Source organism: Nocardioides sp. zg-1230 (assembly GCF_013155335.1).
GTDB lineage: Bacteria > Actinomycetota > Actinomycetes > Propionibacteriales > Nocardioidaceae > Nocardioides.
Window position 1 is genome coordinate 238,325 of the sequence record NZ_JABJQZ010000002.1, and the last position, 23,594, is coordinate 261,918.

A 23,594-nucleotide genomic window follows, 5' to 3' on the forward strand; every position below is an offset into this window, starting at 1 on the left:
GGCGCCCGCTGGGGGCGGGCCCGAACTACCTCTGGCGCAGGATCGCGCGTGCCGCAGCCTGGTGCAGCGGACGTACGACGCGTCCGTAGGCGATGCCCACAGCGACCGAGGCCGCGAGGGCGAGCCACTGGTGACCGGCGTCCTCGAGCGGCGGATAGACCTGCCAGTGGGTGAGGTAGATGAACAGGCTGGCGCCGGCGAGCACGCCCGCCACCCGCCCCACGAGGGGCGTGACCCGCACCTGCGGACGCCACAGCAGCAGCAGGAAACCGCCCAGGACGATGACCTCGCGGTGCACCTCGCCGAAGAACCCCGCGACCAGGACGAGGGCCAGGGCGGAGACGACCGCCCGCTGGCGGGTGGTCGTCGCCCGCGCGCCGGCCCACCCGAGCGCGAAGAAGAACGCCACGACGAGGGTGGTGTAGCGCTCGGTGGGACCGGCCCGCAGGCCGACCTCGGCGATCCGGGCCACGGTCGCCACGGCGAGCACGCCGAGCGCGAACCGGAACGGTGTACGACGTTCGAGCCGGTGCAGCACGGGCAGCGTGGTGGCGGCCAGTGCTGCGGCGGTGAGCCACACCAGCGACTCGAGGAACCACAGCTGCCACTGGTCGTCCCACTCCGAGCCGTTGACCACCTCGCGCACGAACAGCACCGTGGTGAGGTCGTAGCTGCCGAGCGCGAGCGCGACGGCGCCGACCCACAGCACCGCCGGGACGACGAGCTGGGCCAGGCCGGCGAGGCCGTGGCGCAGCCGGGTGCCGGCGTCGCCGGGTGCGGACAGCTGGAAGCGGGCGAAGTTGAACCCGGCGAGCGCGAGGAGCAGGTGGGCGCCGCCCTCGAGGCCCACGAGGTCGACGTGGCTGGCCACGATCATCACGATCGCGAGCGCGCGCAGCGCGACCGACGTGTCGAGGTGGGTGCGGGAGCGCGGACGGTCGTCGCCCGTGGGCTCGCCGGCTTCCTCGGTTCCCGGTCGGGCGTCCGCGTCGACCGCGAGCCGCTCGAGCTCGCCGATGCTCCTCACGTGCCACCCGGACGGCAGCCCCGCGGGGAAGCGGTCGGCGAGCCGTGTCGCGAGCTCGACGTAGGACAGCGAGTCGCCGCCGAGCGAGACGAACGAGTCGTCGTCGGTGGCGTCGGGGCGGCCGAGCACGCGCACGACGTCGGAGCGGACGGCCCGGGCGGGAGCGTCCGGGGCGCTCTCCTCCTGCTCGACCTGGGCAGCCAGGTCGCCCAGGGCGGCGTAGTCCGGCTTGCCGCTGGTGGTGTGCGGCACCTGCGGCACGACGGAGACCCGCACCGCGTGCGGGGGGATGCCGCACCGGTCGGCGACGAGCGTCCGAGCGGCTGCGCTGCCGCGACCGCTCGTGACGAAGGCGTGGACCGCCCGGCCGGTGGCGACGACCCGGGCGTGCCGGTCGACGTCGGCGCGCAGGCCGCGTTCGACGGCGTCGAGGTCGAGGCGCAGCCCGAAGACCTTGCCCCAGCGGTTGCGCCGCCCGACCACCTCGAAGAGGCCGTCGCGCTCGCGGGCGAGGTCGCCGGTGCGCAGCTCGGTCGTGACGCGCGGCAGGGCCAGGTCGGCCGGCTCCTCGGCATAACCGAGCATCACGTTGGGGCCGGAGTAGACGAGCTCGCCCACGCCCGGGCGGTCGTCGACCGACTCGTCGAGGCGCAGGTGCCCGCCGGGGATCGCGACGCCGATGCTGCCGGGGTGCTCCTCGGCGAGGTCGGGGGGCAGCCAGGCCATCCGGGCGGTGGCCTCGGTGGCGCCGTACATCACCACGAGGTCCCACCCGCGGCTGCGGCCGAACCTGCTCCAGCGGCGTACGTCGTCCGGCGCGAGCCGCCCGCCTGCCTGGGTCACCCGGCGCAGGGTGGGGAGGTCGCGGTCCTCGAAGCCGCTGGCGGCCAGCAGGTCGAAGGTGTGCGGGACGCCGGCGAGACCGGTCACGCCGGTGCGCGCGACGAGGTCCCAGAAGCACTCGTCGACGACGCTCAGGTCGGTCAGCACGATGCTGGCCCCGACGGCGAGGTGGGAGTGCAGGACCGACAGGCCGTAGCAGTAGTGCAGCGGCAACGTCGTGACGGCGCGGTCGGTGGAGGTGAGGCCGAGGTAGTCGGCGATGGCGGCTGCGTTGCTCGCGACGTTGTCGCGCGAGAGCCGCACCAGCTTGGGCGAGCCGGTGGTGCCGGAGGTGCTCAACAGGAGCGCGAGGTCGGGATGCAGGTCGTGCGCGCTCGCGGTGCGTCGTACGTCGTCGCGGGCGCCGCTCGTGCACACGATGTCGGGGTCGTAGGTGGCGACGGTCGCGTCGCGCTGCGCGGGACGGTCGTCGGGGACGACGAGGGCGACGTGGCCGTGCTGGAGGGCGGCGAGGTAGGCCACGAGCGAGTCGAGGTCGTCGGCACCCTCGACCAGCACGAGCCGGCGGCTCTGGCCCCACGTGGCCGCGCGGTCCGCCACGCGCTGCGCGAGGTCGGCATGGGTGAGGACCTCGTCGCCGGCGACGACCGCGGGGGCGGAGCCGAACCGCGCGTGGTCGAGGACCGGTCCGAGCCGCGTGGACCGGTCGAGGGCGGGCTGGGGCGAGGTGAGCGTCACGGCGCGCCTGCCGGGTGGTAGGCGCGGACCAGGCCGGTCACGCGCAGGTGCACGGTGTCGCCGGGCCCGGGGTGGCGCACGCCGGCCATCCGCGCGAGGACCGAGGTGCCCTCGTCGAGGCGGACCTGCACGGCGCAGTCGTGGCCGTAGTAGCTGACCTCCTCGACGGTGCCGCGCACCCCGACGGCCTTGTCGCCCTCGTTGTGGGCGAGGTCGACGAAGACCTGCTCGGGTCGGATCATCAGGGCGACCGGTCCGGTGGTGGGCTCGGTCAGCACGACCTCACCCAGCGCGCACGTCGCGCGAGCCTCGGTGGCGGTGCCGGGGAGCACGACGGCGCGACCGACGAACTCCGCGACCTGCGGGTCGGTGGGGGAGAGGTAGACCTCGCTAGGCGGGGCCGACTGCACCAGCCGGCCGGCGCGCATCACGGCGACCTGGTCGGCCAGGGAGAGCGCCTCGTTCTGGTCGTGGGTGACGAGCAGGGCGGTGGTGTTGGTCGCCTCGAGCGCGCGCCGCACGGCCCGCGACGTGCTGTCGCGCAGGCTGGCGTCGAGGGAGGAGAAGGGCTCGTCGAGGAGCACGACGGCGGGCTGCGGCGCGAGCGACCGGGCCAGCGCGACGCGCTGCTGCTGGCCGCCGGACAGCTCGTCGGGCCGCCGGTCGCGGAAGTCGGCGGGCAGCTCGACGAGGTCGAGCATCTCGGCGACCCGGTCACCCGCCTGCGAGCCGCCGCGGGCCTCGCGGGGCAGGCCGAACGCGATGTTGGCGGCCACGTCGAGGTGGGGGAAGAGCGCGCCCTCCTGGGGGACGTAACCGACCCGACGCGCCTGGGGGGCCAGGGGGCGCACGCCGTCGCCGGCGACGATCTTGTCGCCGAACGCGATGCTGCCCGACTCGGGGACGAGGAAGCCGGCGATCAGGCGCAGCAGCGTGGTCTTGCCGCAGCCCGACGGGCCGAGCACGGTCGTGAACGAGCCGTGCGGCACGTGGAGCGTGACGTCGTCGACGGCACGGGTGGCGGCCGGGCCCGAGCCGAAGGACTTGGTGACGCCGGAGACGGTCAGTGAGCTCATGCCGGGACCCTCTCGGTGCGGGTGGCGGGGCTGTCGGTGCGCATCAGCAGCACGGTGGCGGGGATGGAGACGAGGACCAGCAGCAGCGCATAGGGAGCGGCGGCGCCGTAGCGCAGCTCGGAGGATGCCGACCAGAACTCTGTGGCGAGCGTGCTGGTGCCGATGGGGGAGAGCATGAGGGTCGCGGTCAGCTCCGTGGAGATGGCGAGGAACACCAGCGCGGCGCCGGCCCCGAGGCTGGGCGCGATGAGCGGCAGGGTGACCCGGCGGGCGGTGGCGAGCGGGCCGGTGCCGAGGCTGTGCGCCACGTCGTCGAGCACGGTCGGCGCCTGTTCCAGCCCGGCGCGGACGGTGACCACGGCCCGGGGCAGGAAGAGGATGACGTACGCCGCCACGAGCAGCGCGGCGGTCTGGTAGACGGCCGGCACGAGGCGCAGGGAGGCCACGACCAGGGCGAGGCCGACGACGATGCCGGGCAGCGCGTTGGCGACGTAGGTGCTGCGCTCGATGACGGTGCTCGCCCAGCCCCGGTGGCGTACGGCCAGCCAGACGACCGGGATCGCCGCGAGCGTGGTGACGACCGCGCCGGCGAGGGCGAGCACGACCGTCGCGACGAGCGCCTCGACCAGCTCGGCCAGCGGGAACTCCGTCGACGTGCCGACGACCAGCCAGCGCACGAGGGAGTAGGCCGGGACGCCGATGGCGAGGGCCACCACGGAGCCGGCAGCTGCGAGGGCGGGCAGGCGCCACCGGCCGAGCGTGAGGGGCACGGCGCTGCGGGCGGCGCCGCGGCCCAGGCGGGCGTACCGCCGGTCGCCGCGCAGCCGCAGCTCGCCGAGCAGCAGGACCAGGCAGAGCAGCACCAGGACGACGGCCATGGCCGTGGCCGCGGCGCCGTTGAAGGTCGAGCCGTACTGGTCGTAGATGGCGGTCGTGAAGGTCGGGAACCGCAGCAGCGACAGTGCCCCGAACTCGGCCAGCAGGTGCAGGCCGACCAGGAGCGCGCCGCCGAGCACGGCCGGGCGCAGCTGCGGCAGCACGACGGTGCGGAAGGTGCGGGCGCGCGAGTGGCCGAGCGACCAGGCCGACTCCTCGAGCGCGGGGTCGAGGCGGCGGAGCATCGCGACGACCGGGAGGTAGACGAGCGGGTAGTAGGACAGCGTCACGACGGTGAAGGCGCCCGCGAAGCCGTGGACGCTGCGGTCCAGCGAGACCCACGCGTAGCCGTTGACGAAGGCGGGGACGGCCAGCGGGGCGACGAGCAGGCCGTGCCACAGGCGGCGGCCCGGCAGGTCGGTGCGCTCGACGAGGAAGGCCAGCGCGACCCCGAGCGCGGCGGTCGCGGCCATGCAGGCGGTCGCGAGGGTGACGGTGTTGCGGAGCAGCTCCGCGATGCGCGGGCGGGCCAGGAGGTGCCAGAGGTCGACCGGACCGATGACCACCACGTAGGCGGCCACGTAGACCAGCGGCACCAGCGCAAGGACGGCCACCGCCGCCCCCGCGACGAGGAGCGGGAGCGGCGTACGACGCCCGGTGCGGGCAGCGAACGTGGTCAGAGCAGGCCTGCCGCGGTCATCAGCTCGGTCACCTGCGGGCCGTTGAGGCTGGCCACGTCGACCGCGGGCGGCTCGAGCTCGTCGAAGGGCTTGACCTCGGGGGCCAGGCTCGCGTCCGGGTTGAGCGGGTACTCGAGGGCGTACGACTCCGCCATCGCCTGCTGCGCCTCGGTGCCGGTCAGCCAGGTGACGAACTCCTCCGCGGCCGGCTTGTTCTCGCTGCTGTCGAGGATGCCGGCGCCGGAGATGCTGAGGAACGCGCCCGGGTCCTGGTCGCCGAAGAAGTGCAGGGCCGAGGTGTCCGAGTCCTCGCCGTTCTCCTGGCGGTCGCGGTACCAGTAGTAGTGGTAGGCGATGCCGGCGTCGACCTCACCGGAGTCCACCGACTGCATCACGACGAGGTTGTTCTGCACGATCACGCCGTTGGCCTTCAGGCCGGCGAGCCACTCGGCCGTGGCCTCCTCGCCCTCGAGCTCGAGGACGGCCGACACGATCGCCTGGAAGTCGGCGCCGGTGGGGGAGAAGGCGACGCGGCCCTGCCACTCGGGGTCTGCGAAGTCGAGGATCGAGGCGGGCATGTCGGCCTCGGTCATCGTGTCGGTGTTGTACATCGCGACGGTGGAGCGGGCGAGGAACCCGGTCCACGTGCGGTCGGCCGGGACGTACTGCTCGGGGATCGTCGCGGTGGCCGACTCGGGCAGCTCGGCGAACAGGCCGGCGTTGTCGACGATGCTCATGGCCGGGGAGTTCTCGGTGAGGAACACGTCGGCGGGGGAGTCCTCGCCCTCCTCGACGATCTGGTTGGCCATCTCGAGGTCCTTGCCGCTGCGCAGCTCGACGTCGAGGCCGGACTCCTCCTCGAACAGCGGCACGATCTCGTCGAGCAGCTGCTCGTGCTGGGCGTTGTAGATGACGAGGTCGGGCGAGCCGAAGACGCCGCACCCCGACAGGGTGGAGGCGGTGAGGAGGGTGGCTGCGAGGGCCACGCCGGCGCGCGTGGTCGTGCGTCGCGGGGAAGTCGTCACGGGGGGTGTCCTTACTTTGCTTAGGCTGGCCTAACTCTAGACCCGGACGAGCCCGGGCGAGGAATTGCGTGCGTCACACGGACCGGCGGCCCTCAGGCGGACGCCCGGCTCTCAGTCGTGCACGCGCGGCAGCACGTCGCGGGCGAGCCGATCGAGCTGGGCCACCTCGTCGACCAGGGGCCAGACGTGGATCCGCGTGCAGCCTGCGGAGGCGTACCGCCCGAGGAGGCCCGCACAGTGCTCGGCCGTGCCGACGCAGACCTGCTCGCGGAGCTCGGCGGGGTCGCGCCGGACGAGGGGACCCAGGACGTCGACGAGCACGCGCTCGGCGTCCCGCCGGCGTGGTGTTGTACGCCGACGCGAGCCAGCCGTCACCCCACCTGGCGACGCGCCGCAGCCCCGCCGGCGACCCCCAGCTGCGCACACCGCCGCCAGGCCGAGGTCGCGGGCGGCATCGGCCACGTCGCGCACACGGCACGTCGGGACGGGCGGGGTTAGCGATCGCTAACCTGTGGCGCTAGTCTCATTCGCATGACCTTCGAGCTGTCCCCCGAGCACGAGCAGTTCCGCCGCAGCGTCCGCGACTTCGCCGAGGCCGAGATCGCGCCGCACGCCGCGCAGTGGGACCGCGACCACCACTTCCCGACCGACGTGGTCCAGAAGATGGGCGCGCTCGGCCTGATGGGGCTGACGGCGCCGGAGGAGTTCGGCGGCGCGGGCATGGCCGGCGAGGACGGCGGCTTCACCTCGCTGTGCCTGGCGATCGAGGAGGTCGGCCGCGTCGACCAGTCGATGGGCATCACGCTCGAGGCGGCGGTCGGGCTCGGGATCAACCCGATCCTCACCTACGGCACCGACGAGCAGAAGAAGACGTGGCTGCCCGACCTCGTGGCCGGTGAGAAGATCGCCGGCTTCGGCCTCACCGAGCCGGGCGCCGGCTCGGACGCCGGAGCGACGAAGACCAAGGCGGTGCTCGACGACGGCGAGTGGGTCGTCAACGGCTCGAAGCAGTTCATCACCAACTCCGGCTCGGACATCACCTCACTGGTGACCGTGACCGCCCGGACCGGGGAGCGCGAGGGCGGTCGCCCGGAGATCTCGACGATCATCGTCCCCTCGGACACGCCCGGCTTCACCGCGGAGAAGGCGTACGACAAGCTCGGCTGGCACGCGTCCGACACCCATCCGCTGTCCTTCTCCGACGCGCGGGTCCCCGAGGCCAACCTGCTCGGTGAGCGGGGTCGCGGCTACGCGCAGTTCCTCGCCACGCTCGACGACGGCCGGGTCGCGATCGCCGCGCTCGCGGTCGGGTGCATCCAGGCGTGCCTCGACATGTCGCTGCAGTACGCCGGTGAGCGCCAGACCTTCGGTGGGCCGATCGGACGCAAGCAGGGTCTCGCCTTCCAGGTCTCCGACCTGCAGGTGATGCTCGACGCCTCGCGCCTGCTGACCTACAAGGCGGCCGCGATGAAGGACGCGATGGACGCCGGGTCCTCCTCGGTCACCATGGGGTCGTTCAAGCAGGCGGCCGCCGTGGCGAAGCTCTACGCCACGGAGTCGGCGGTCACCGCGACCCGCATCGCGACCCAGGTCTTCGGCGGCTACGGCTTCATGGAGGAGTACCCCGTCACCCGGTTCTACCGCGACGCCAAGGTCCTCGAGATCGGCGAGGGCACCTCGGAGGTCCAGCGGATGCTCATCGCGCGCGGTCTCGGCCTGCCGGTCGAGTGACGCCGGGCGCCTCGGTATACTCCGAGTATGACCTCCACGACCATCAAGGTGTCGGCCGACCTGCGGGACAGGCTCAAGCAGAGCGCGTCTGCCCATGGCCGCACGCTGGGTGAGCACCTCGAGGCACTGCTGGAGCACGAGGCTCGTAGCGACCGCTTCGCCCGGCTGCGCCATCAGATGGCGCAGACCCCACCGGACGAGCGGTACGACCTCGAGGCCGAGAGCTGGCAGGACGACACGGCGTGGTCGTGAGCCTGGTGGCGGGTGAGGTGGTGTGGGCACGCCCCACCCCGACGGTGGGTCGTGAGCAGGCCGAACGGCGTCCGGTCGTGGTGGTGAGCAACCAGCTCTTCCACGACGCCGTAACGACCTTGGCGATCGTCGTGCCAGTCACCAGTGTCGACCGCGGGTGGGACAACCACGTCCCGCTGGCCGGAGCCGACGTGGCCGGATTCGCCATGACCGAGCAGGTGCGCGCGATCTCCCGTGACCGGGTCGACGGGCGTCTCGGCGCCGTTGATGACCAGACGCTCGGTGCGATCCGACGGTGGATCGGCGACTACATCGCCTGAACCGGTCAGGCGGGGCGCGGGGCGTACATGATCACCGCGACGCCGACCAGGCAGATCAGCGCGCCCCCGACGTCGTAGCGGTCGGGGCGGAAGCCGTCGGCCACCATCCCCCAGGCCAGCGAACCGGCGACGAACACACCGCCGTACGCCGCCAGGATCCGCCCGAAGTGGGCGTCCGGCTGCAGGGTGGCGACCAGGCCGTAGAGGCCGAGGGCGATGAAGCCGGCGCCCACCCAGATCCAGCCGCGGTCCTCGCGCACGCCCTGCCAGACCAGCCACGCGCCGCCGATCTCCGCGAGCGCGGCCAGGGCGAAGAGGGCGAGCGAGGCGACGACGGTCATGGCGGGAGTGTGTCAGGGGCTGATCTCCCCCTCCCGACGGATCCGGTGACGCGCGGCCCGATCTAACCTCGCCCCATGCCCACCACGAGCCAGCGCGCACTCACGTGGTTCGGAGTGGACGACGAGTGGGAGCGTCCGCGGCCGCCGGTCGGGCGCCAGGACGTCGTGCTGGCGGCGAGCGTCGAGGCGTTCAGCCTGCTGGCCCTCGAGCTCGTGCGCAGCGCGGGCGGTCTCGACCGCACCGACGCCCCGGTGTGGACGCAGTGGCTCGCCGTGTCGACGGGAGCCGTCCTCCTCGTGGGCCGGCGCCGGTGGCCGCTGGCGGTCGCGAGCCTCGCCGCGCTGCACATGTTCGTCGTCGGCGTGACGATGCCCCAGGTGATGGGGCAGGTGTCGTTGCAGATCGTCTACTTCGTCGCGCTGCTCTCGGGCGTCGCCTACGCCCGGGACCGACGCGCGATGGTGGTCGTGGTCGGCACGATCGTGCTGTTCATGTTCGCCTGGATCACCTGGCAGTTCGCCGTGGGCTCGGCTGCCCAGGACATGATCGACGAGACCGAGGACGGCGAGCGGATCGGGCTCTTCGGCGCCATCCCCGCCGCCGTGGCGATCACCCTGCTGGTCAACGTCCTCTACTTCGGTGGCGCCATCGTCGGTGGTGGCGTGTCGTGGCGGGCGGCCCGGCAGCGCATCCGCCTGCAGGAGCAGGCCGGCACGATCGCCGCGCAGGCCGGCCGCCTGCGCGAGCAGGCCGTCGTCGACGAACGCCTGCGCATCGCGCGCGAGCTGCACGACGTCGTCGCCCACGGGGTGTCCGCGATGGGCATCCAGGCGGGCGCGGCGAGGCGGGTCCTCGACCGCGACCCCGACGCGGCGCGTACTGCTCTCTCGCACGTCGAGGAGGCCTCGCGCGACGCGTTGGCGCAGATGCGGCGCCTTCTCGGCACCCTGCGCGAAGGTCCGGCGGACCGCCGGGCCGACGGGGCCGACGGCGCGGACACCGCGACCGGAGCGCGTACGTCGGAGGCGGGCGTCGACGACCTGCCGGACCTCGTCGCGCAGGCGGGCCGGGAGGGGCTCGCCGTCCACCTCGACGTCGTGGAGGACCAGGCGTGCGCCACCGGCCGGCTCCCGCGCGGCATCGCGTTGGCGATCTACCGCACGGTCCAGGAGGCGCTGACCAACGTCCGACGCCACAGCACCGCCGACACGGTCTCCGTCGTGGTCCGGGTCGACGAGGCCGCCGCCTACGCCGAGGTCGAGGTCGTCGACAACGGCCGGCCGCGACACGGCACCTCCGGCAGCGGGCTCGGCCAGCTGGGCATCCGCGAACGCGCGGCCACCCACGACGGCCAGGTCGACATCGGACCGCGCGTGACGGGCGGCTACCGGGTCCGCGTGCGCTACCCGCTGGGGGCGTCGTGACGGAGCGACCGCTGACGGTGCTGCTCGTCGACGACCACGCGATGGTGCGCTCGGGCTTCGCCATGGTCCTGTCCGTCGAGGACGACATCGAGGTCGTGGGCGAGGCGGCCGACGGGGTGGAGGCGATCGAGCGCGCCCGGGCGACCCGCCCCGACGTGGTGCTGATGGACGTCCAGATGCCGCGGATGGACGGCATCGAGGCCACCCGCCACCTCGTCGCCGACGACCTCGGGCACGTCGTCATCGTGACGACCTTCGACCGCGACGACTACCTCTTCGACGCCCTGCAGGCGGGGGCGAGCGGCTTCCTGCTGAAGAACGCCGGGCCGGAGCAGCTCCTCGACGCCGTACGCGCCGCAGGTCGTGGGCACGCACTGCTCGCGCCGGAGGTGACCCGCCGCGTCATCGGCAGGATGGCCGCAGGGTCGACGGCGCCCGACGGCACGGCCGGCGCAGCCGCCGACCGACCCGAGCCGGACGGGCTGGCGCTGCTCACCGCCCGCGAGCGGGAGGTGCTGGTGCTGCTGGGCCGTGGCCTGTCCAACGGCGAGATCGCCGGCACGCTCGTGCTGGGCGAGGCGACGGTGAAGACGCACGTGTCCAACGTGCTGGCCAAGCTGCACCTGCGCGACCGGGTGCAGGCGGTCATCTACGCCTACGAGGCCGGCCTCATCCTCCCGACGGAGGAGTGAGCGCGTCCGACACGGGCTCCGCTGCGAGGTTCCGTCGCGCGGCGGATCACACCGACCACTCCGGTCACTAGCGTCATGGCCATGTTGGAGATCAGGGAGCTGACCAGGCGGTTCGGGGACAACGTCGCCGTGGACCACGTGTCGTTCGACGTGCCGGCCGGGTTGATGACCGGCTTCGTCGGCGGCAACGGCGCAGGCAAGACCACGACCATGCGGATGGTGATGGGCGTGCTCGGCATCGACGAGGGGGAGGTGCTGTGGCAGGGCCGGCCGATCACGCGGCTGGACCGCCGCCGGATCGGCTACATGCCCGAGGAGCGCGGCCTCTACCCGAAGCAGCCGATCCTCGACCAGCTCGTCTACATCGCCCAGCTCAAGGGTATGGAGCGGGTCGCCGCCCGCACCCAGGTGACCGAGCTGCTGGAGCGGTTCGGGCTGGGGGAGCGGACCAAGGACCACCTGGAGAAGCTGTCGCTGGGCAACCAGCAGCGGGTGCAGATCATCGCCTCGGTGCTGCCCCGGCCGGCCGCGCTCATGCTCGACGAGCCCTTCTCGGGGCTGGACCCGAGGGCGGTCGACTCGATGGTCGACCTGCTCCGCGAGTACACCCGTGACGGCGTGCCGGTCCTCTTCTCCAGCCACCAGCTCGACCTCGTCGAGCGCCTGTGCGACCGACTGGTCGTGCTGTCCCAGGGACGCCGGGTCGCCGCCGGGACGGTTGCGGAGCTGCGCGACGCGGGGGTGCCGCGCTTCCGCCTCGTCCTCGGCGGCGACGCCGGTTGGGTCCGCGACCTGGGCGGGCTCGAGGTCCTCGACCTGGACGGCCCGACCGCCCTCGTGGAGGTCCGCCGGGACGGTGCCGAGCAGCACCTCGTCGCCGAGGCCACCAGCCGCGGCGACGTCCACGAGTTCGTCCGGGTCCGCCCGGCCCTCAGCGAGATCTACCGGGAGGCCACCGCATGAGCACGGAGAAGAGCACCGACAAGAGCACCGAGAACAGCCCCGACAGGAGCACCGAGCCCGCCTGGCTGCTCGTCACCCGCCGGGAGGTCGTCTCGCGGATCACCGACAAGTCGTTCCTCTTCGGCACGGCGTTCATGGTCGTGCTGATCGCCGGGTTCATCGGCTTCAACGCGTGGCAGGAGGAGCGCACCGACCGGGTCACCCTGGCTGCCACGCCTGACTCGGTCGCGATGGCCACGGCGGTCGCGGACGGCGCGCCGCAGGTCGACGAGGACGTCGAGGTCACGGTCGTCGAGGTCGACGACCGTGACGCAGCCGAGGCCGCACTCCTCGACGACGAGGTCGATGCCTGGCTGCACCCGGGCGGCGACGGCTGGCAGCTCACCTCGGAGTCGAGCGAGCAGGGCTCCCTCACCGACGTCGTGAGGGCGGTCGTGAACCAGCAGGTGCTGTCCGACAACGCCGCCGAGGTCGGCACCACGGTGGAGGCCCTGCAGGCGGGCAGCACCGTAAGCACCGACTTCCTGCGCGGCGACGCCGAGAAGGCCGGCGTGGCCGAGGCGGTCGGCTTCGTGTTCGTCTTCCTCTTCTACTTCGCCGCCCTCGTCTTCGGCATGCAGCTGGCCTCGTCGGTGATCGAGGAGAAGCAGAGCCGGATCGTCGAGATCATCGCGGCCGCGATCCCGCTGCGGCACCTGCTCGCCGGCAAGGTGCTCGGCAACACCGCCCTGGCGATGATCCAGCTGCTGGTCTACCTCGCGGTCGGTCTGGTCGGGCTGTCGTTCACGTCCTTCTCGTCCTACGTCCCGGCGCTGTCCGGCCCGACCGCGTGGTTCATCGGCTTCTTCCTCGCCGGCTTCGTGGCGCTGGCCTGCCTGTGGGCGGTCGCCGGGTCGCTCGCCTCGCGCACCGAGGACCTCCAGGCGACCTCGACGCCGCTGACGATGCTGATGCTCGTGATGTTCTTCGGTGGGCTCTCGCTCGACGGCCGCGGGCAGGTGGTCGCGTCCTTCATCCCGCCCGTCTCCGCCGTCGTCATGCCCAAGCGCATCCTCGCCGGTGGCGTGGAGTGGTGGGAGCCGCTGCTCGCGCTGGGCCTGCTGGCCGCGTTCGCGGCGGTCACGGTCTGGGTCGGCGAGCGCCTCTACCGCCGGGCGCTGCTGCAGACGGGCGGGCGGGTCAGCCTCCGACAGGCGTGGGCCGCGGCCGAGTGACCGCACCGGGCTGACCGGGTGGCGGGGACCTCAGAAGAGGTGCACCAGCGACGAGGTCCCCGTCACGACCGCCCAGAACCGGAGGCCGCGCCCCAGCAGGCCGGTGACCATGAAGATCCAGAACGGCACCCGCAGCGTGCCGGCGAGCACCGCGGTCACGGCGTACGGCGGGATGCCGGTGCTGGCGGAGATGAACAGCAGGCCGGCTGTGAACCACGGCCGGCCCTCCGCGCGCTCGTGCCACTTGTCCAACGAGGCCCGCACCTTGGGCTTCTCGAGCTGGCGGTGGACCCAGGGCGCGCGGTCGACGTGCATGCCGCCCCAGTACCAGAGGATCTTGCCGAGCATCTGCCCGATCGTGGCGGCCACGAGCAGGCCCCACAGCTGGCCGGGCGCCTGGCTGACCGAGACCACCAGGATGGCCTCGATGTTGATGAGCGGCACGAGGGCGGAAGCGATCGAGGCGCCCATGACGCTCCAGAACAGCATCAGCCCGTGGCTCCCGGGACGGGCAGGCCGATCTGCGCGAGGCGGCGCAGCGACACGCACTTGAGGACCAGGAGCGCCGAGGCGATCACCAGCCCGACCCACATCCAGCCGGTGACGAGCAGCAGCACGGCGAAGAGCGCGCTGTTGACCGCCTTGGCCGGCTTGGACCAGTTCCACAGCCAGATGGTGCGGTCGACGACGAAGAAGTAGTTGGGGCTGCGGATCGGCCAGGCGAGGAACGCGATCGACAGGAAGCAGTCGACGACCATGAACTCGGCGAGGTAGACGAAGATCGCCGGCGACAGGTCGGGCTGCAGCCACGCGAGCCCGATGTAGAACGCGGCGGCGTTGAACCGGTCGCACATGATGTCGAGCACGGCGCCGATGCGGGTCTCGCAGTCGCGCACCCGGGCGTAGAAGCCGTCGAGCATGTCGCCCACCCAGTAGACGCCGAGAGAGACGACCAGGAGGGTCAGGCTCTGCTGGTGCGCGGCCATCGCGGCGAGCACCACGGACGCGACGGTGCGGACAGCGGTGATCACCGTCGCACCCGTCAGCAGCCGCTCCTCGCGGATGCCGTAGCGATCGCCGGGACCGGCCTCCGGCCCTCCCGCCGTGCCCCCGTGCACCCCACTCCCCACGCCCGGGATGCTAGCGGGTCACGTCCACAGGTCGGTCCACGCGTGGCCGAGCTCGAGGACCAGCTCGCGCAGCAGCGGCAGGCTCACGCCGACCACGTTGTGGTGATCACCCTCGATGCCGCGCACGAAGGCGCCGCCGAAGCCGTCGATGGTGAACGCGCCGGCGACGTGCAGGGGCTCGCCCGTCGCGACGTAGGCGTCGATCTCCTCGTCACCCACGTCGGCGAAGTGCACGAGGGTCGAACCGGTCGCCGCGGCCACCCGTCCCGTGGCGACCTCGTGCAGGCTGTGGCCGCTGTGCAGGACCGCGGTGCGCCCGCGCATCGACCGCCATCGCTCCCGCGCCTCGTCGGCGTCGCGCGGCTTCCCGAGCGCCTCACCGTGCCCGCCCGAGCCGGACGCCGGCTGCAGCTCGAGCACCGAGTCGCAGCCCAGGACGAGCGCGTCGGGAGGTACGTCGTCGCGCGCGGCGACGGCGGCGCACTTGAGCTCGGCGAGCTGGAGCGCCAGCTCGGCCGGCGGCAGCCCGTCCACCTGGTCCTCGTCGACCCCGCTGACGATCACGACCGGCTCGATGCCCGCCGAGCGCAGCGTGGCCAGCCGGGCGGGGGAGGCGGAGGCCAGGACCAGCGGGACGCGGGCGGTCGTCACAGGCGCCCCAGCGCCGTGCGGAGCGGGTCGAGCCCGAGCGAGCCCAGGTCGAGGGCCTCGCGGTGGAAGGTCTTGAGGTCGAAGTGGTCACCCTGCCGCGCCTGCACGGCCGCGCGGGCCTCCAGCCAGATCCGCTCGCCGACCTTGTAGGAGGGCGCCTGGCCGGGCAGGCCGAGGTAGCGCTTGACCTCGAACTGGATGACCTCGTCGTCCATCCGGCAGTGCAGGCGCATGAACTCCAGCCCCAGCTCGGGGGTCCACGTCTCGCCGGGGTGGAAGGCGGTGCCGTCCGGGCCGAGCCGGTTGTCCTCGGGGATGGTCAGCTCGAGGTGCATCCCGATGTCGACGATCACCCGCGCGGCCCGCAACGACTGGCCGTCGAGCATGCCGAGGAGGTCGGCCGGGTCGTCGAGGAACCCGAGCTCCTCCATCAGCCGCTCGGCGTAGAGCGCCCAGCCCTCCCCGTGCCCGCTGCACCAGCACATCAGCCGCTGCCAGCGGTTGAGGGTGTCGCTGCGGTAGGCCGTCTGGGCGACCTGGAGGTGGTGGCCGGGGACTCCCTCGTGGAAGACCGTGGTGACCTCGCGCCAGGGGTGGAAGTCGTCGATGCCGTCGGGCACCGACCACCACATGCGGCCCGGCCGCTCGAAGTCCTCGGACGGGCCGGTGTAGTAGATGCCGCCGTCGTTGGTGGGGGCGAGCATGCACTCGATGCGCCGGACCGGCTCGGGGATGTCGAAGTGCACGTCGGCCATCGCGACGATCGTGCGGTCGGCCAGCTCCTGCATCCAGTCGCGGAACGCCTCCCGGCCGTGGACGATGCGGTCCGGGTCGGCGTCGAGGTGGGCCACCGCAGCGTCGACGCCGGCACCGGGGAGGATCCGCTCGGCGGTGGCGGCCATGAGGTCGGAGAGCCGCTGCAGCTCGGTCCAGCCCCAGGCGTAGGTCTCGTCGAGGTCGACCTCTGCGCCGAGGAAGTAGCGGCTTGCCAGCGCGTAGACCTCGCGCCCGACCCCCTCGCGCTCCGTGCCCTGCGGCTCGAGCTCGTCGGTGAGGAATAGCCCGAACGCCGCCGTGGCGGCGCTCGCGGCGCCGGCCAGGACCCGCAGCTCGTCGCGGTCGCCGCCCTGCACCCGGTCGACGAGACCGAGGTAGAAGTCGCCCGCCTCGCCGGTCTGCCCGGTCCAGCGGCGCACCTGCTCGGCCACCTCGGCGTACTGCCGTGAGGCGACGACGTTGCCCTTGCGAGCCTCGTCGGAGAGCGTCACGCGCAGGCCCTCGAGGGCGGCCGGTACGCCGGCGAGCCGGGACGCGATGGCCGCGACGGCCTCCTCGCCCTCGGTCGGCATCAGGTCGAACACTCCCCGGACCTCGTGCAGCGGGCTCCACAGCACCGACATCCGCGCGCGGTTGACTCCCGCCTCCTCCAGCTCGATCTCGAGGCGGGTCCGCTCGAGGAACGCGTCCTTCGCCGCGGCCTCGCGGTCGTCGACCGGCGTCGCAGCCTCGACGGCGGCCACGGCCCTCCGGGCCAGCTCCAGGCGGGCGTCGAAGCCGGCGGGGGAGAAGTCGGTGAGCTCGTGCTCGTGCCCGGCGACGCCGATCGACGTGGCGGTCAGCGGGTCGAGGGCGCAGTAGTCCTCGACGTAGGCGTCGCAGAGGGCGTCGATCCGGCGCTCGTGCTGGAGGGGTTCGGTCACGCGGGCGACCCTAGCCCCGGGACCCGACAGTGGAGCGGACCGTTGCTCAGCGAGCGGGGAGACGCCGGCCGCACTCAGAGCGGCAGGCCGCTGGCCCGCCAGGCGCCGGGTCCGCTGCGGTGCGTACGTCGTACGCCGCGCGCGGGGTGGTTCCAGGTCGGCCGGGGCCTCTGCGGCGGCTCGCCGCCGCCCGACCCCAGCGCGGAGAACACGGCCACCAGGGCCGCGACCTCCTCGTGGGTGGCGTCGGCGTTGATGACCCGCAGCAGCGGGACCCGCGACTCGGACGACTCGCCGGTCATCAGAGGGGGATGTTCCCGTGCTTCTTGGGCGGGAGGGTCTCCCGCTTGGTGCGCAGCAGCCGCAGGGCGCGGATGACCTCGACGCGGGTCTCGTGCGGCGAGATGACGGCGTCGATGTAGCCGCGCTCGGCGGCGATGTAGGGGTTGGCGAGGGTGGTCTCGTACTCGTCGATGAGCTCGGCCCGGCGGGCCTCGACGTCCCCGCCCTCCTCGGCGATCTTCTTCAGCGTCTTGCGGTGCAGGATGTTGGCGGCGCCCTGGGCGCCCATCACGGCGATCTGGGCGGTGGGCCAGGCGACGTTGATGTCGGCGCCGAGGTGCTTGGAGCCCATCACGTCGTAGGCGCCGCCGTAGGCCTTGCGGGTGATCACGGTGATCAGCGGGACGGTGGCCTCGGCGTAGGCGTAGATGAGCTTGGCGCCGCGGCGGATGATGCCGTCCCACTCCTGGTCGGTGCCGGGCAGGAAGCCGGGGACGTCGACGAAGGTCAGCACGGGGATGTTGAACGCGTCGCAGAAGCGCACGAAGCGTGCCGCCTTCTCGCTGGCGTCGATGTCGAGGGTGCCGGCGAACTGCATCGGCTGGTTGGCCACGACGCCGACGGACTGGCCCTCGACGCGGCCGAAGCCGATGAGGATGTTGGGGGCGAAGAGCTCCTGGACCTCGAGGAAGTCCTCGTCGTCGAGCACGGCGGTGATCACGTCGTGCATGTCGTAGGGCTGGTTCGCGCCGTCGGGGATGATCCGGTCGAGCGCCCGGTCGGTGCCGGTGATCTCCATGTCGGGCTGCTCGTCGTAGGTCGGCGCGGGGTCGAGGTTGTTCTGCGGGAGGAAGGACAGCATCGACTTGACGTACTCGATGGCGTCCTCCTCGTCGGAGGCCATGTAGTGGGCGTTGCCCGACTTGGTGTTGTGCGTCCGCGCGCCGCCGAGGTCCTCCATCGTGACGTCCTCGCCGGTGACGGTCTTGATGACGTCGGGACCGGTGATGAACATCGCGGAGGTCTGGTCGACCATGACGGTGAAGTCGGTGACGGCGGGGGAGTAGACGTGCCCGCCGGCGCAGTTGCCCATGATCAGGCTGATCTGCGGGATGACGCCGGAGGCGTGCACGTTGCGGCGGAAGATCTCGCCGTAGAGGCCGAGGGAGACCACGCCCTCCTGGATGCGGGCGCCGGCGCCCTCGTTGATGCCGATGATCGGGCAGCCGGTCTTCATGGCGAGGTCCATGACCTTGGTGATCTTCTCGCCGTAGACCTCACCCAGCGAGCCGCCGAAGACGGTGAAGTCCTGGCTGAACACGCACACCATGCGGCCGTTGACCTCGCCGTAGCCGGTGACCACGCCGTCGCCGTAGGGGCGGTTCTTCTGCAGCCCGAACGCGGTCGAACGGTGCCGCGCCAGCTCGTCGAGCTCGACGAAGGTGCCCTCGTCGAAGAGCATCTCGATGCGCTCGCGGGCGGTCCGGCGGCCCTTGGCGTGCTGCTTCTCGATGGCCTTCTCCGACCCGGCATGCACGGCCTCGTCGAGGCGCCGCTCGAGGTCGGCGAGCTTGCCCGCGGTCGTGTGGACGTCGATCTCCGACTCCGACGGGACGTCGGTGCCCTCACCCGGCTGTGCGCTCATGTGGGGCAATCTAGACCCCATGACGTCCAGCCCGGCACCTCGCCCACCCCTCGACCTCGACCGGCTCACGGCGCCCGCGGGCTGGCGCGTGGAGGTCGTCGAGTCGACTCCCTCGACCAACGCGGCGGTCGCGGAACGCGCCCGCGCCGGGGAGGAGCCGGGGCTCGTGCTGGTCACCGAGCACCAGACGGCCGGGCGTGGTCGCCTCGACCGGTCGTGGGAGACTCCGGCGCGCTCGTCGCTGACGTTCTCGGTGCTGCTGCGCCCCGACGTACCGCCCGCGTCGTGGTCGTGGCTGCCGCTGCTGACCGGGTACGCCGTCCAGGCCGCGCTGGCCGACCGGCTGCCCGACGTCGCGCTCAAGTGGCCCAACGACGTCCTCGTCGACGACGGGTCCGGCACCGGGCGCAAGGTCTGCGGCATTCTCGTCGAGCGGGTCGAGACCAGTGCGGGCCCCGTGGCGGTGGTCGGCGTCGGCATCAACGTCGACCAGACCCTCGACGAGCTCCCGGTCGCGCTCGCGACGTCGGTCTCGCTCGAGACGGGGGAGCCGGTGGAGCGCACGGGCCTCCTGAGCCAGGTGCTCGGCTCGCTGCACGGCCTGCAGGGCGTGCTCGACGACGTGGAGTCGCTGCGCCGGGCCTACGCCGACGTGTGCGTGACGCTGGGCCGGACCGTCGACGTCCACCTGCCGGGAGGCGACGTACGACGCGGTGAGGCGCTCGACATCGACGCGTCCGGGGCACTCGTGGTCGGCACCGACGACGGGGCGTTCACGGTGGCCGCGGGCGACGTCGTGCACGTGCGTCCTGCCTAGCAGGCACGCACCCCGGATGACATGATCGCTGCGTGGCGTTCCCGAGCAAGCTCCTCAACCCCGGTGAGCACGTCGTCGTCTCCACCCGGACGCATCCCAAGGCGCTGGTGCTCCCCGGGCTGGTCGTGCTGGCGGCGCTGGCGGCGTCCGTCTTCCTCGACGGGCTGGTCGACGGCTCGTTCCCCAGCCTGGCCGTCTGGGCGCTGCTCCTGGTGGCGCTCGGGTGGTTCCTGGTCGGCCCGCTGCTGCGCTGGCTGACCACGACCTACACCTTCACCAACCGCCGCTTCATCAAGAGGTCCGGCTTCGTGTCCAAGGAGGGCCGCACGATCCCGCTCAACCGCATCAGCGGCGTGGACTTCGAGATCGGCGTGATCGACCGCATCTTCGGCTGCGGCACGCTGGTCGTCTCCGACGCGAGCACCGCCGGCAGCGTCATGCTCCGCGACATCCCCGACGTCGAGCAGGTGCAGCTGCAGGTCGCCGAGCAGCTCCACCACCTCTCGAGTGGCGACCGCCGCGACGATGGCGCCTGACCGCAAGCGCCGCGGCCTCCCGGACACCGGACCCCAGGGGGCGCCGGGGGAGCAGCTCGACCACGCCATCCTGCGCAGCGACCCGGCCTTCAACGCCGTCGAGGTCGCCGCCCGGAGCGGCGTGACGATCGAGCAGACCCGGCGGCTGTGGCGCGCGCTCGGCTTCCCCGAGTTCAGCGGCGAGAAGGCCTACACGGCCGCCGACATCGAGGCCGTCTCGACCCTCATGGGCTTCGTCGACTCCGGGGCCGTGGACTTCGACACGGCCGTCAACCTCACCCGCGGCGTCGGCCAGACCATGGCCCGGCTCGCCGACTGGGAGGTCTCCACGCTCGTCAGCCGGGTGGAGGAGATGGAGGCCGGCGACGAGGCCACCGGCTCGCGCATCGGGTCCGCGATGCGGCTCATCGACGAGATCAACCCGCCGTTCGAGCGGCTCCTGGTCTACGCCTGGCGACGCCACCTCGCCGCCGCTGTCGGCCGGATCGAGGCGATGGGCGCGAAGGACGAGGACCTCCACACCATCGACGTGACCGTCGGGTTCGCCGACCTGGTCTCCTTCACGGCTTTGTCCAACACGCTCGACCGCGACGAGATCGGCGACCTGGTGGAGGTCTTCGAGAGCCGGTGCCAGGACGTGGTGGCCCGCTACGGCGGCCGCATCATCAAGAGCCTCGGCGACTCCGTCCTCTTCGTGACCAACACCGCCGAGGAGGCGGTCGGGGTGGCCGAGGGGATCATCAACGTCATCGGCCGCGACCCGAAGATGCCCGACGTCCGGCTCGGCCTGGCCAGCGGTCCCGTGGTCCAGCGCCTCGGCGACATCTTCGGACCGCCCGTCAACATGGCCGCGCGGCTGACCCAGGTCGCGCGTCGCAACCGGCTCATCGTGGACCAGAACACCGCCGACCTGCTCCCCGACGAGGAGTGGGAGGACCGCCGCCTGCCGGCGCGCCCGGTGCGTGGCTTCGGGCTCGTGGAGCCGGTGGCCGTACGCCGCCGCTGACCGGCCGAGGTGGACCAGACCAGTCGTCCACAATTCACCCATAAGGACCACCTCGGGGCCGGGCGGTCCCTACGTTTCACCGCGTGCTGGCTGTGCAGGACGTACGACTCGACCCCACCTCGCGACAGGTGTGGCGTGGCGACCGTGAGATCAGGCTCTCCCGCAAGGAGTTCCAGCTCCTGCACGCCCTGATGGCGCGCCCGGGCGACATCGTCACCCGCGGCGAGCTCATGGCGGACGTGTGGCAGACGTCGTTCTACACCAACTCCAAGACCATCGACGTGCACCTGGGCTGGCTGCGCCGCAAGCTCGGCGACGACCCCCGCAGGCCCACGCTGATCACGACCCACCGTGGTCGCGGGCTGCGCTTCGAGCCGACCGCCGACACGGTCGTCGGCTGAGGAGCAGCGAGACCGCGGCAGGGCCCGCGCACCGGGTCGCATAGGCTCCGGTCGTGTCCTCGACCGGCTCGCACCGCGCCCCCACGCTCGCCGTCATCGGGGGTGGCCAGCTGGCCCGGATGATGGCCCAGCCCGCCATCGCGCTCGGCCTGCCGCTGCGCCTGCTCGCCGAGGCCGAGGGCGTCTCGGCCGCCCAGGTCATCCCCGACCACCTGGTCGGTGACTACACCGACCTGCCGACGCTGCGGAAGATCACCGACGGCGCGGCCGTGGTCACCTTCGACCACGAGCACGTCCCGACCGCCCACCTGCACGCGCTCGCCGACGACGGGGTCGCCGTACGTCCCGGGCCCGAGGCGCTCGTCCACGCCCAGGACAAGGCCGTGATGCGTCGCCGCCTCGCCGAGCTCGACGTCCCGTGCCCGCGCAACGCCGTCGTGACCTCCACCGCCGACGTGGAGGCCTTCGGCCTGCCGTGCGTGCTGAAGACCACCCGTGGTGGCTACGACGGCAAGGGCGTGTGGGTCGTGCGTGCGCCGGAGGAGGCGCAGGTCGCCTTCGACACCGCAGCGGCCGCCGGCGTGCAGGTGCTGGCCGAGGAGCTGATCGACTTCCGGCGCGAGCTCTCGGCCCTCGTCGCCCGGGCCCCCAGCGGCCAGGCCGCGGCGTACCCCGTCGTCACCTCCACCCAGCTCGACGGCATCTGCCACGAGGTCATCGCCCCCGCGCCCGACCTCGCGCCCGCTCTCGCCGGTCAGGCGCAGGAGATCGCCCTGCGGGTCGCCGGTGCGCTCGACGTCACGGGCATCCTCGCCGTCGAGCTCTTCGAGACGACCGACGGCCGGATCCTGGTCAACGAGCTGGCGATGCGTCCGCACAACACCGGCCACTGGACCCAGGACGGCGCCGTGACGTCCCAGTTCGAGAATCACCTCCGCGCCGTCATGGACCTCCCGCTGGGCTCGCCGGCCCCACGTGAGCGCTGGACCGTGATGGTCAACATCCTCGGCGGACCCACCGACAGCGGGCACCTATACGACGGCCTGCCGCACGCGATGGCCCGTGACCCGCACCTGCGGGTGCACCTCTACGGCAAGGACCTGCGCCCCGGGCGCAAGGTCGGCCACGTCAACGCCTACGGCGACGACCTCGACGACTGCCTCGAGCGGGCGCGGCACGCCGCGGCCTGGTTCCGCGGCGACCTGGGCAACGAGAGCGAGTGAAGGAGACCCCCATGGGCGAGCAGCAGCAGGCACGGGTCGGCATCGTGATGGGGTCGGACTCCGACTGGCCGGTCATGCAGGCCGCCGGCGAGATCCTCACCGAGCTCGGCGTCGCGTGGGAGGCCGACGTCGTCTCCGCACACCGGATGCCCACCGAGATGATCGAGTGGGGCCGGCAGGCCCACACCCGCGGGCTGTCGGTGGTCATCGCCGGCGCCGGGGGAGCGGCCCACCTGCCCGGGATGCTCGCCTCGGTGACGCCCCTGCCGGTCATCGGGGTGCCGGTGCCGCTGAAGTACCTCGACGGCATGGACTCACTGCTCTCGATCGTGCAGATGCCCGGCGGCATCCCGGTCGCCACCGTCGCCATCGGCAACGCCAAGAACGCCGGCATCCTCGCCGCGCGCATCCTCGCGACCAGCGACGCCGACCTGCAGCAGCGCCTCGTCGACTACCAGGCGGAGCTCGCCGAGACCGCCCACGCCAAGGGTGACGTCGTACGCCAGGCGGCGTCCGGTGCGACCCGCCGCGTCGGCTTCTAGTCCCGGTCGCGCACCCGCCCGCGGAGGGCCTTGGTCGAGCCGCGCTCCTTCTTGGCCTTGAGGCGCCGCTCCTTCGCGCCCCGGCTCGGCCGCGTCGGGCGGCGGACGGGCGGCGGCGGGGCCAGCGCCCGGCGCAGCAGGTCGCTGAGGCGTTCGCGCGCCGCGACCCGGTTGCGGTGCTGCGAGCGGTGCTCGGACGCCGCGACGGTGACCCGACCGGACGGCCAGCGCCGCAGGGCACGGGCCCGCTGGGTGTCGGTGAGGGCGGTCGAGGACGCGACGTCGAGCTCGAGCTCCACCCGTGAGTCGGTCGTGTTGACCGACTGGCCCCCGGGACCGGGCGACTTCGAGAAGCGCTCGACCAGCTCGGCGGCAGGCACGACAAGGCCCTCGGGCAGGCCCGGGCCGGGAGGGACGTGGAGGTCGCGCATCCCCCCATTGTGGGATGAACGGCAATG

26 protein-coding genes are annotated in these 23,594 nt (G+C 72.6%); 13 read left to right on the forward strand and 13 right to left on the reverse strand.

Annotation, left to right across the window (positions count from 1 at the left end):
* Positions 1–25: 25 nt before the first annotated feature.
* The 5 genes from HOO61_RS09125 to HOO61_RS09145 form a co-directional block, all read right to left on the reverse strand.
* On the reverse strand, positions 26–2,608 hold the full coding sequence (locus HOO61_RS09125) for an AMP-binding protein (RefSeq protein ID WP_172258412.1): 2,583 nt from the start codon (positions 2,606–2,608) through the stop codon (positions 26–28).
* Positions 2,605–3,684, reverse strand: coding sequence for an ABC transporter ATP-binding protein (locus tag HOO61_RS09130; RefSeq protein WP_172258413.1), 1,080 nt, complete (start codon positions 3,682–3,684; stop codon positions 2,605–2,607). Before HOO61_RS09130 ends, HOO61_RS09125 begins: the two co-directional genes overlap by 4 nt.
* The gene (locus HOO61_RS09135) at positions 3,681–5,174 is read right to left on the reverse strand and encodes an ABC transporter permease (RefSeq protein ID WP_367650095.1); all 1,494 of its coding nucleotides are present in this window, start codon (positions 5,172–5,174) and stop codon (positions 3,681–3,683) included. The genes HOO61_RS09130 and HOO61_RS09135 overlap by 4 nt, the downstream gene beginning before the upstream one ends.
* Positions 5,175–5,236: 62 nt before the next feature.
* The gene (locus tag HOO61_RS09140) at positions 5,237–6,265 is read right to left on the reverse strand and encodes an iron ABC transporter substrate-binding protein (protein WP_172258414.1); all 1,029 of its coding nucleotides are present in this window, start codon (positions 6,263–6,265) and stop codon (positions 5,237–5,239) included.
* 111 nt (positions 6,266–6,376) lie between these two features.
* The gene (locus tag HOO61_RS09145; protein ID WP_172258415.1) at positions 6,377–6,586 is read right to left on the reverse strand and encodes a hypothetical protein; all 210 of its coding nucleotides are present in this window, start codon (positions 6,584–6,586) and stop codon (positions 6,377–6,379) included.
* A 210-nt stretch (positions 6,587–6,796) separates the two neighbouring features.
* On the opposite strand from HOO61_RS09145, the gene HOO61_RS09150 reads away from it, so the two are divergent.
* From HOO61_RS09150 to HOO61_RS09160, 3 genes are read left to right on the forward strand one after another with little or no spacing between them, the layout of a single operon-like run.
* Entirely contained in the window at positions 6,797–7,996 is a 1,200-nt protein-coding gene (locus HOO61_RS09150) for an acyl-CoA dehydrogenase family protein (protein ID WP_172258416.1), read from the forward strand.
* Positions 7,997–8,023: 27 nt separating this feature from the next.
* Positions 8,024–8,248, forward strand: coding sequence for a hypothetical protein (locus tag HOO61_RS09155; RefSeq protein WP_172258417.1), 225 nt, complete (start codon positions 8,024–8,026; stop codon positions 8,246–8,248).
* On the forward strand, positions 8,245–8,568 hold the full coding sequence (locus HOO61_RS09160; RefSeq protein ID WP_172258418.1) for a type II toxin-antitoxin system PemK/MazF family toxin: 324 nt from the start codon (positions 8,245–8,247) through the stop codon (positions 8,566–8,568). The genes HOO61_RS09155 and HOO61_RS09160 overlap by 4 nt, the downstream gene beginning before the upstream one ends.
* 5 nt (positions 8,569–8,573) lie before the next feature.
* Here the strand turns inward: HOO61_RS09160 and HOO61_RS09165 are convergent, their stop codons facing one another.
* Complete coding sequence (locus tag HOO61_RS09165; protein WP_172258419.1) at positions 8,574–8,909, reverse strand: YnfA family protein; 336 nt, start codon at positions 8,907–8,909, stop codon at positions 8,574–8,576.
* 75 nt (positions 8,910–8,984) lie between these two features.
* On the opposite strand from HOO61_RS09165, the gene HOO61_RS09170 reads away from it, so the two are divergent.
* The 4 genes from HOO61_RS09170 to HOO61_RS09185 all read left to right on the forward strand — a co-directional run bounded on the left by HOO61_RS09170 (position 8,985) and on the right by HOO61_RS09185 (position 13,203).
* On the forward strand, positions 8,985–10,334 hold the full coding sequence (locus HOO61_RS09170; RefSeq protein ID WP_172258420.1) for a sensor histidine kinase: 1,350 nt from the start codon (positions 8,985–8,987) through the stop codon (positions 10,332–10,334).
* Positions 10,331–11,026 carry a response regulator gene (locus HOO61_RS09175; protein WP_367650096.1) on the forward strand — a complete coding sequence of 232 codons (696 nt, stop codon included), beginning with the start codon at positions 10,331–10,333 and terminating at the stop codon, positions 11,024–11,026. The genes HOO61_RS09170 and HOO61_RS09175 overlap by 4 nt, the downstream gene beginning before the upstream one ends.
* A gap of 81 nt (positions 11,027–11,107) precedes the next feature.
* Positions 11,108–11,989 carry an ABC transporter ATP-binding protein gene (locus HOO61_RS09180; RefSeq protein ID WP_172258421.1) on the forward strand — a complete coding sequence of 294 codons (882 nt, stop codon included), beginning with the start codon at positions 11,108–11,110 and terminating at the stop codon, positions 11,987–11,989.
* Complete coding sequence (locus tag HOO61_RS09185; protein WP_172258422.1) at positions 11,986–13,203, forward strand: ABC transporter permease; 1,218 nt, start codon at positions 11,986–11,988, stop codon at positions 13,201–13,203. The genes HOO61_RS09180 and HOO61_RS09185 overlap by 4 nt, the downstream gene beginning before the upstream one ends.
* Positions 13,204–13,233: 30 nt before the next feature.
* On the opposite strand, the gene HOO61_RS09190 is transcribed toward HOO61_RS09185, so the two are convergent.
* From HOO61_RS09190 to HOO61_RS09215, 6 genes are all read right to left on the reverse strand, one after another.
* The gene (locus tag HOO61_RS09190; protein WP_172258423.1) at positions 13,234–13,692 is read right to left on the reverse strand and encodes a VTT domain-containing protein; all 459 of its coding nucleotides are present in this window, start codon (positions 13,690–13,692) and stop codon (positions 13,234–13,236) included.
* Positions 13,692–14,333, reverse strand: coding sequence for a CDP-alcohol phosphatidyltransferase family protein (locus tag HOO61_RS09195; RefSeq protein ID WP_367650097.1), 642 nt, complete (start codon positions 14,331–14,333; stop codon positions 13,692–13,694). The genes HOO61_RS09190 and HOO61_RS09195 overlap by 1 nt, the downstream gene beginning before the upstream one ends.
* 18 nt (positions 14,334–14,351) lie before the next feature.
* Positions 14,352–14,984, reverse strand: coding sequence for a Maf family nucleotide pyrophosphatase (locus HOO61_RS09200; protein WP_172258424.1), 633 nt, complete (start codon positions 14,982–14,984; stop codon positions 14,352–14,354).
* On the reverse strand, positions 14,981–16,684 hold the full coding sequence (locus tag HOO61_RS09205; protein WP_172258425.1) for a DUF885 domain-containing protein: 1,704 nt from the start codon (positions 16,682–16,684) through the stop codon (positions 14,981–14,983). Before HOO61_RS09205 ends, HOO61_RS09200 begins: the two co-directional genes overlap by 4 nt.
* Positions 16,685–16,758: 74 nt before the next feature.
* On the reverse strand, positions 16,759–16,986 hold the full coding sequence (locus HOO61_RS09210) for an acyl-CoA carboxylase subunit epsilon (RefSeq protein ID WP_216658761.1): 228 nt from the start codon (positions 16,984–16,986) through the stop codon (positions 16,759–16,761).
* Positions 16,986–18,611: an acyl-CoA carboxylase subunit beta gene (locus HOO61_RS09215; RefSeq protein ID WP_172258426.1), complete on the reverse strand. Its 1,626-nt coding sequence runs from the start codon at positions 18,609–18,611 to the stop codon at positions 16,986–16,988. The genes HOO61_RS09210 and HOO61_RS09215 overlap by 1 nt, the downstream gene beginning before the upstream one ends.
* A gap of 19 nt (positions 18,612–18,630) precedes the next feature.
* Between HOO61_RS09215 and HOO61_RS09220 the strand changes: the two genes are divergently transcribed.
* The 6 genes from HOO61_RS09220 to purE all read left to right on the forward strand — a co-directional run bounded on the left by HOO61_RS09220 (position 18,631) and on the right by purE (position 23,136).
* On the forward strand, positions 18,631–19,428 hold the full coding sequence (locus HOO61_RS09220) for a biotin--[acetyl-CoA-carboxylase] ligase (RefSeq protein WP_172258427.1): 798 nt from the start codon (positions 18,631–18,633) through the stop codon (positions 19,426–19,428).
* A 32-nt stretch (positions 19,429–19,460) separates the two neighbouring features.
* Entirely contained in the window at positions 19,461–19,964 is a 504-nt protein-coding gene (locus tag HOO61_RS24830; protein WP_172258428.1) for a PH domain-containing protein, read from the forward strand.
* A complete protein-coding gene (locus tag HOO61_RS09230; protein ID WP_172258429.1) occupies positions 19,954–20,970 on the forward strand; it encodes an adenylate/guanylate cyclase domain-containing protein in 1,017 nt (338 codons plus the stop codon). The genes HOO61_RS24830 and HOO61_RS09230 overlap by 11 nt, the downstream gene beginning before the upstream one ends.
* A gap of 83 nt (positions 20,971–21,053) precedes the next feature.
* On the forward strand, positions 21,054–21,371 hold the full coding sequence (locus HOO61_RS09235) for a winged helix-turn-helix domain-containing protein (RefSeq protein ID WP_172258430.1): 318 nt from the start codon (positions 21,054–21,056) through the stop codon (positions 21,369–21,371).
* Between the two features lie 53 nt (positions 21,372–21,424).
* Positions 21,425–22,594 carry a 5-(carboxyamino)imidazole ribonucleotide synthase gene (locus tag HOO61_RS09240; RefSeq protein WP_172258431.1) on the forward strand — a complete coding sequence of 390 codons (1,170 nt, stop codon included), beginning with the start codon at positions 21,425–21,427 and terminating at the stop codon, positions 22,592–22,594.
* An 11-nt stretch (positions 22,595–22,605) separates the two neighbouring features.
* Positions 22,606–23,136 (forward strand): 5-(carboxyamino)imidazole ribonucleotide mutase, encoded by a 531-nt coding sequence (gene purE / locus HOO61_RS09245; protein ID WP_172258432.1) that lies wholly within the window; start codon positions 22,606–22,608, stop codon positions 23,134–23,136.
* Here the strand turns inward: purE and arfB are convergent.
* Positions 23,133–23,567, reverse strand: a complete 435-nt coding sequence (gene arfB / locus HOO61_RS09250) for an alternative ribosome rescue aminoacyl-tRNA hydrolase ArfB (protein WP_172258433.1) — start codon at positions 23,565–23,567, stop codon at positions 23,133–23,135. The genes purE and arfB overlap by 4 nt on opposite strands.
* Positions 23,568–23,594 lie beyond the last annotated feature (27 nt).

Coding starts and splice junctions, on each gene's coding strand:
- HOO61_RS09130 (WP_172258413.1), bottom strand. CDS start 3,684: ATGAGCTCACTGACCGTCTCCGGCGTCACCAAGTCCTTCGGCTCGGGC.
- HOO61_RS09150 (WP_172258416.1), top strand. CDS start 6,797: ATGACCTTCGAGCTGTCCCCCGAGCACGAGCAGTTCCGCCGCAGCGTC.
- HOO61_RS09155 (WP_172258417.1), top strand. CDS start 8,024: ATGACCTCCACGACCATCAAGGTGTCGGCCGACCTGCGGGACAGGCTC.
- HOO61_RS09165 (WP_172258419.1), bottom strand. CDS start 8,909: ATGACCGTCGTCGCCTCGCTCGCCCTCTTCGCCCTGGCCGCGCTCGCG.
- HOO61_RS09170 (WP_172258420.1), top strand. CDS start 8,985: ATGCCCACCACGAGCCAGCGCGCACTCACGTGGTTCGGAGTGGACGAC.
- HOO61_RS09180 (WP_172258421.1), top strand. CDS start 11,108: ATGTTGGAGATCAGGGAGCTGACCAGGCGGTTCGGGGACAACGTCGCC.
- HOO61_RS09185 (WP_172258422.1), top strand. CDS start 11,986: ATGAGCACGGAGAAGAGCACCGACAAGAGCACCGAGAACAGCCCCGAC.
- HOO61_RS09190 (WP_172258423.1), bottom strand. CDS start 13,692: ATGCTGTTCTGGAGCGTCATGGGCGCCTCGATCGCTTCCGCCCTCGTG.
- HOO61_RS09210 (WP_216658761.1), bottom strand. CDS start 16,986: ATGACCGGCGAGTCGTCCGAGTCGCGGGTCCCGCTGCTGCGGGTCATC.
- HOO61_RS09215 (WP_172258426.1), bottom strand. CDS start 18,611: ATGAGCGCACAGCCGGGTGAGGGCACCGACGTCCCGTCGGAGTCGGAG.
- HOO61_RS09220 (WP_172258427.1), top strand. CDS start 18,631: ATGACGTCCAGCCCGGCACCTCGCCCACCCCTCGACCTCGACCGGCTC.
- HOO61_RS09230 (WP_172258429.1), top strand. CDS start 19,954: ATGGCGCCTGACCGCAAGCGCCGCGGCCTCCCGGACACCGGACCCCAG.
- purE (WP_172258432.1), top strand. CDS start 22,606: ATGGGCGAGCAGCAGCAGGCACGGGTCGGCATCGTGATGGGGTCGGAC.
- arfB (WP_172258433.1), bottom strand. CDS start 23,567: ATGCGCGACCTCCACGTCCCTCCCGGCCCGGGCCTGCCCGAGGGCCTT.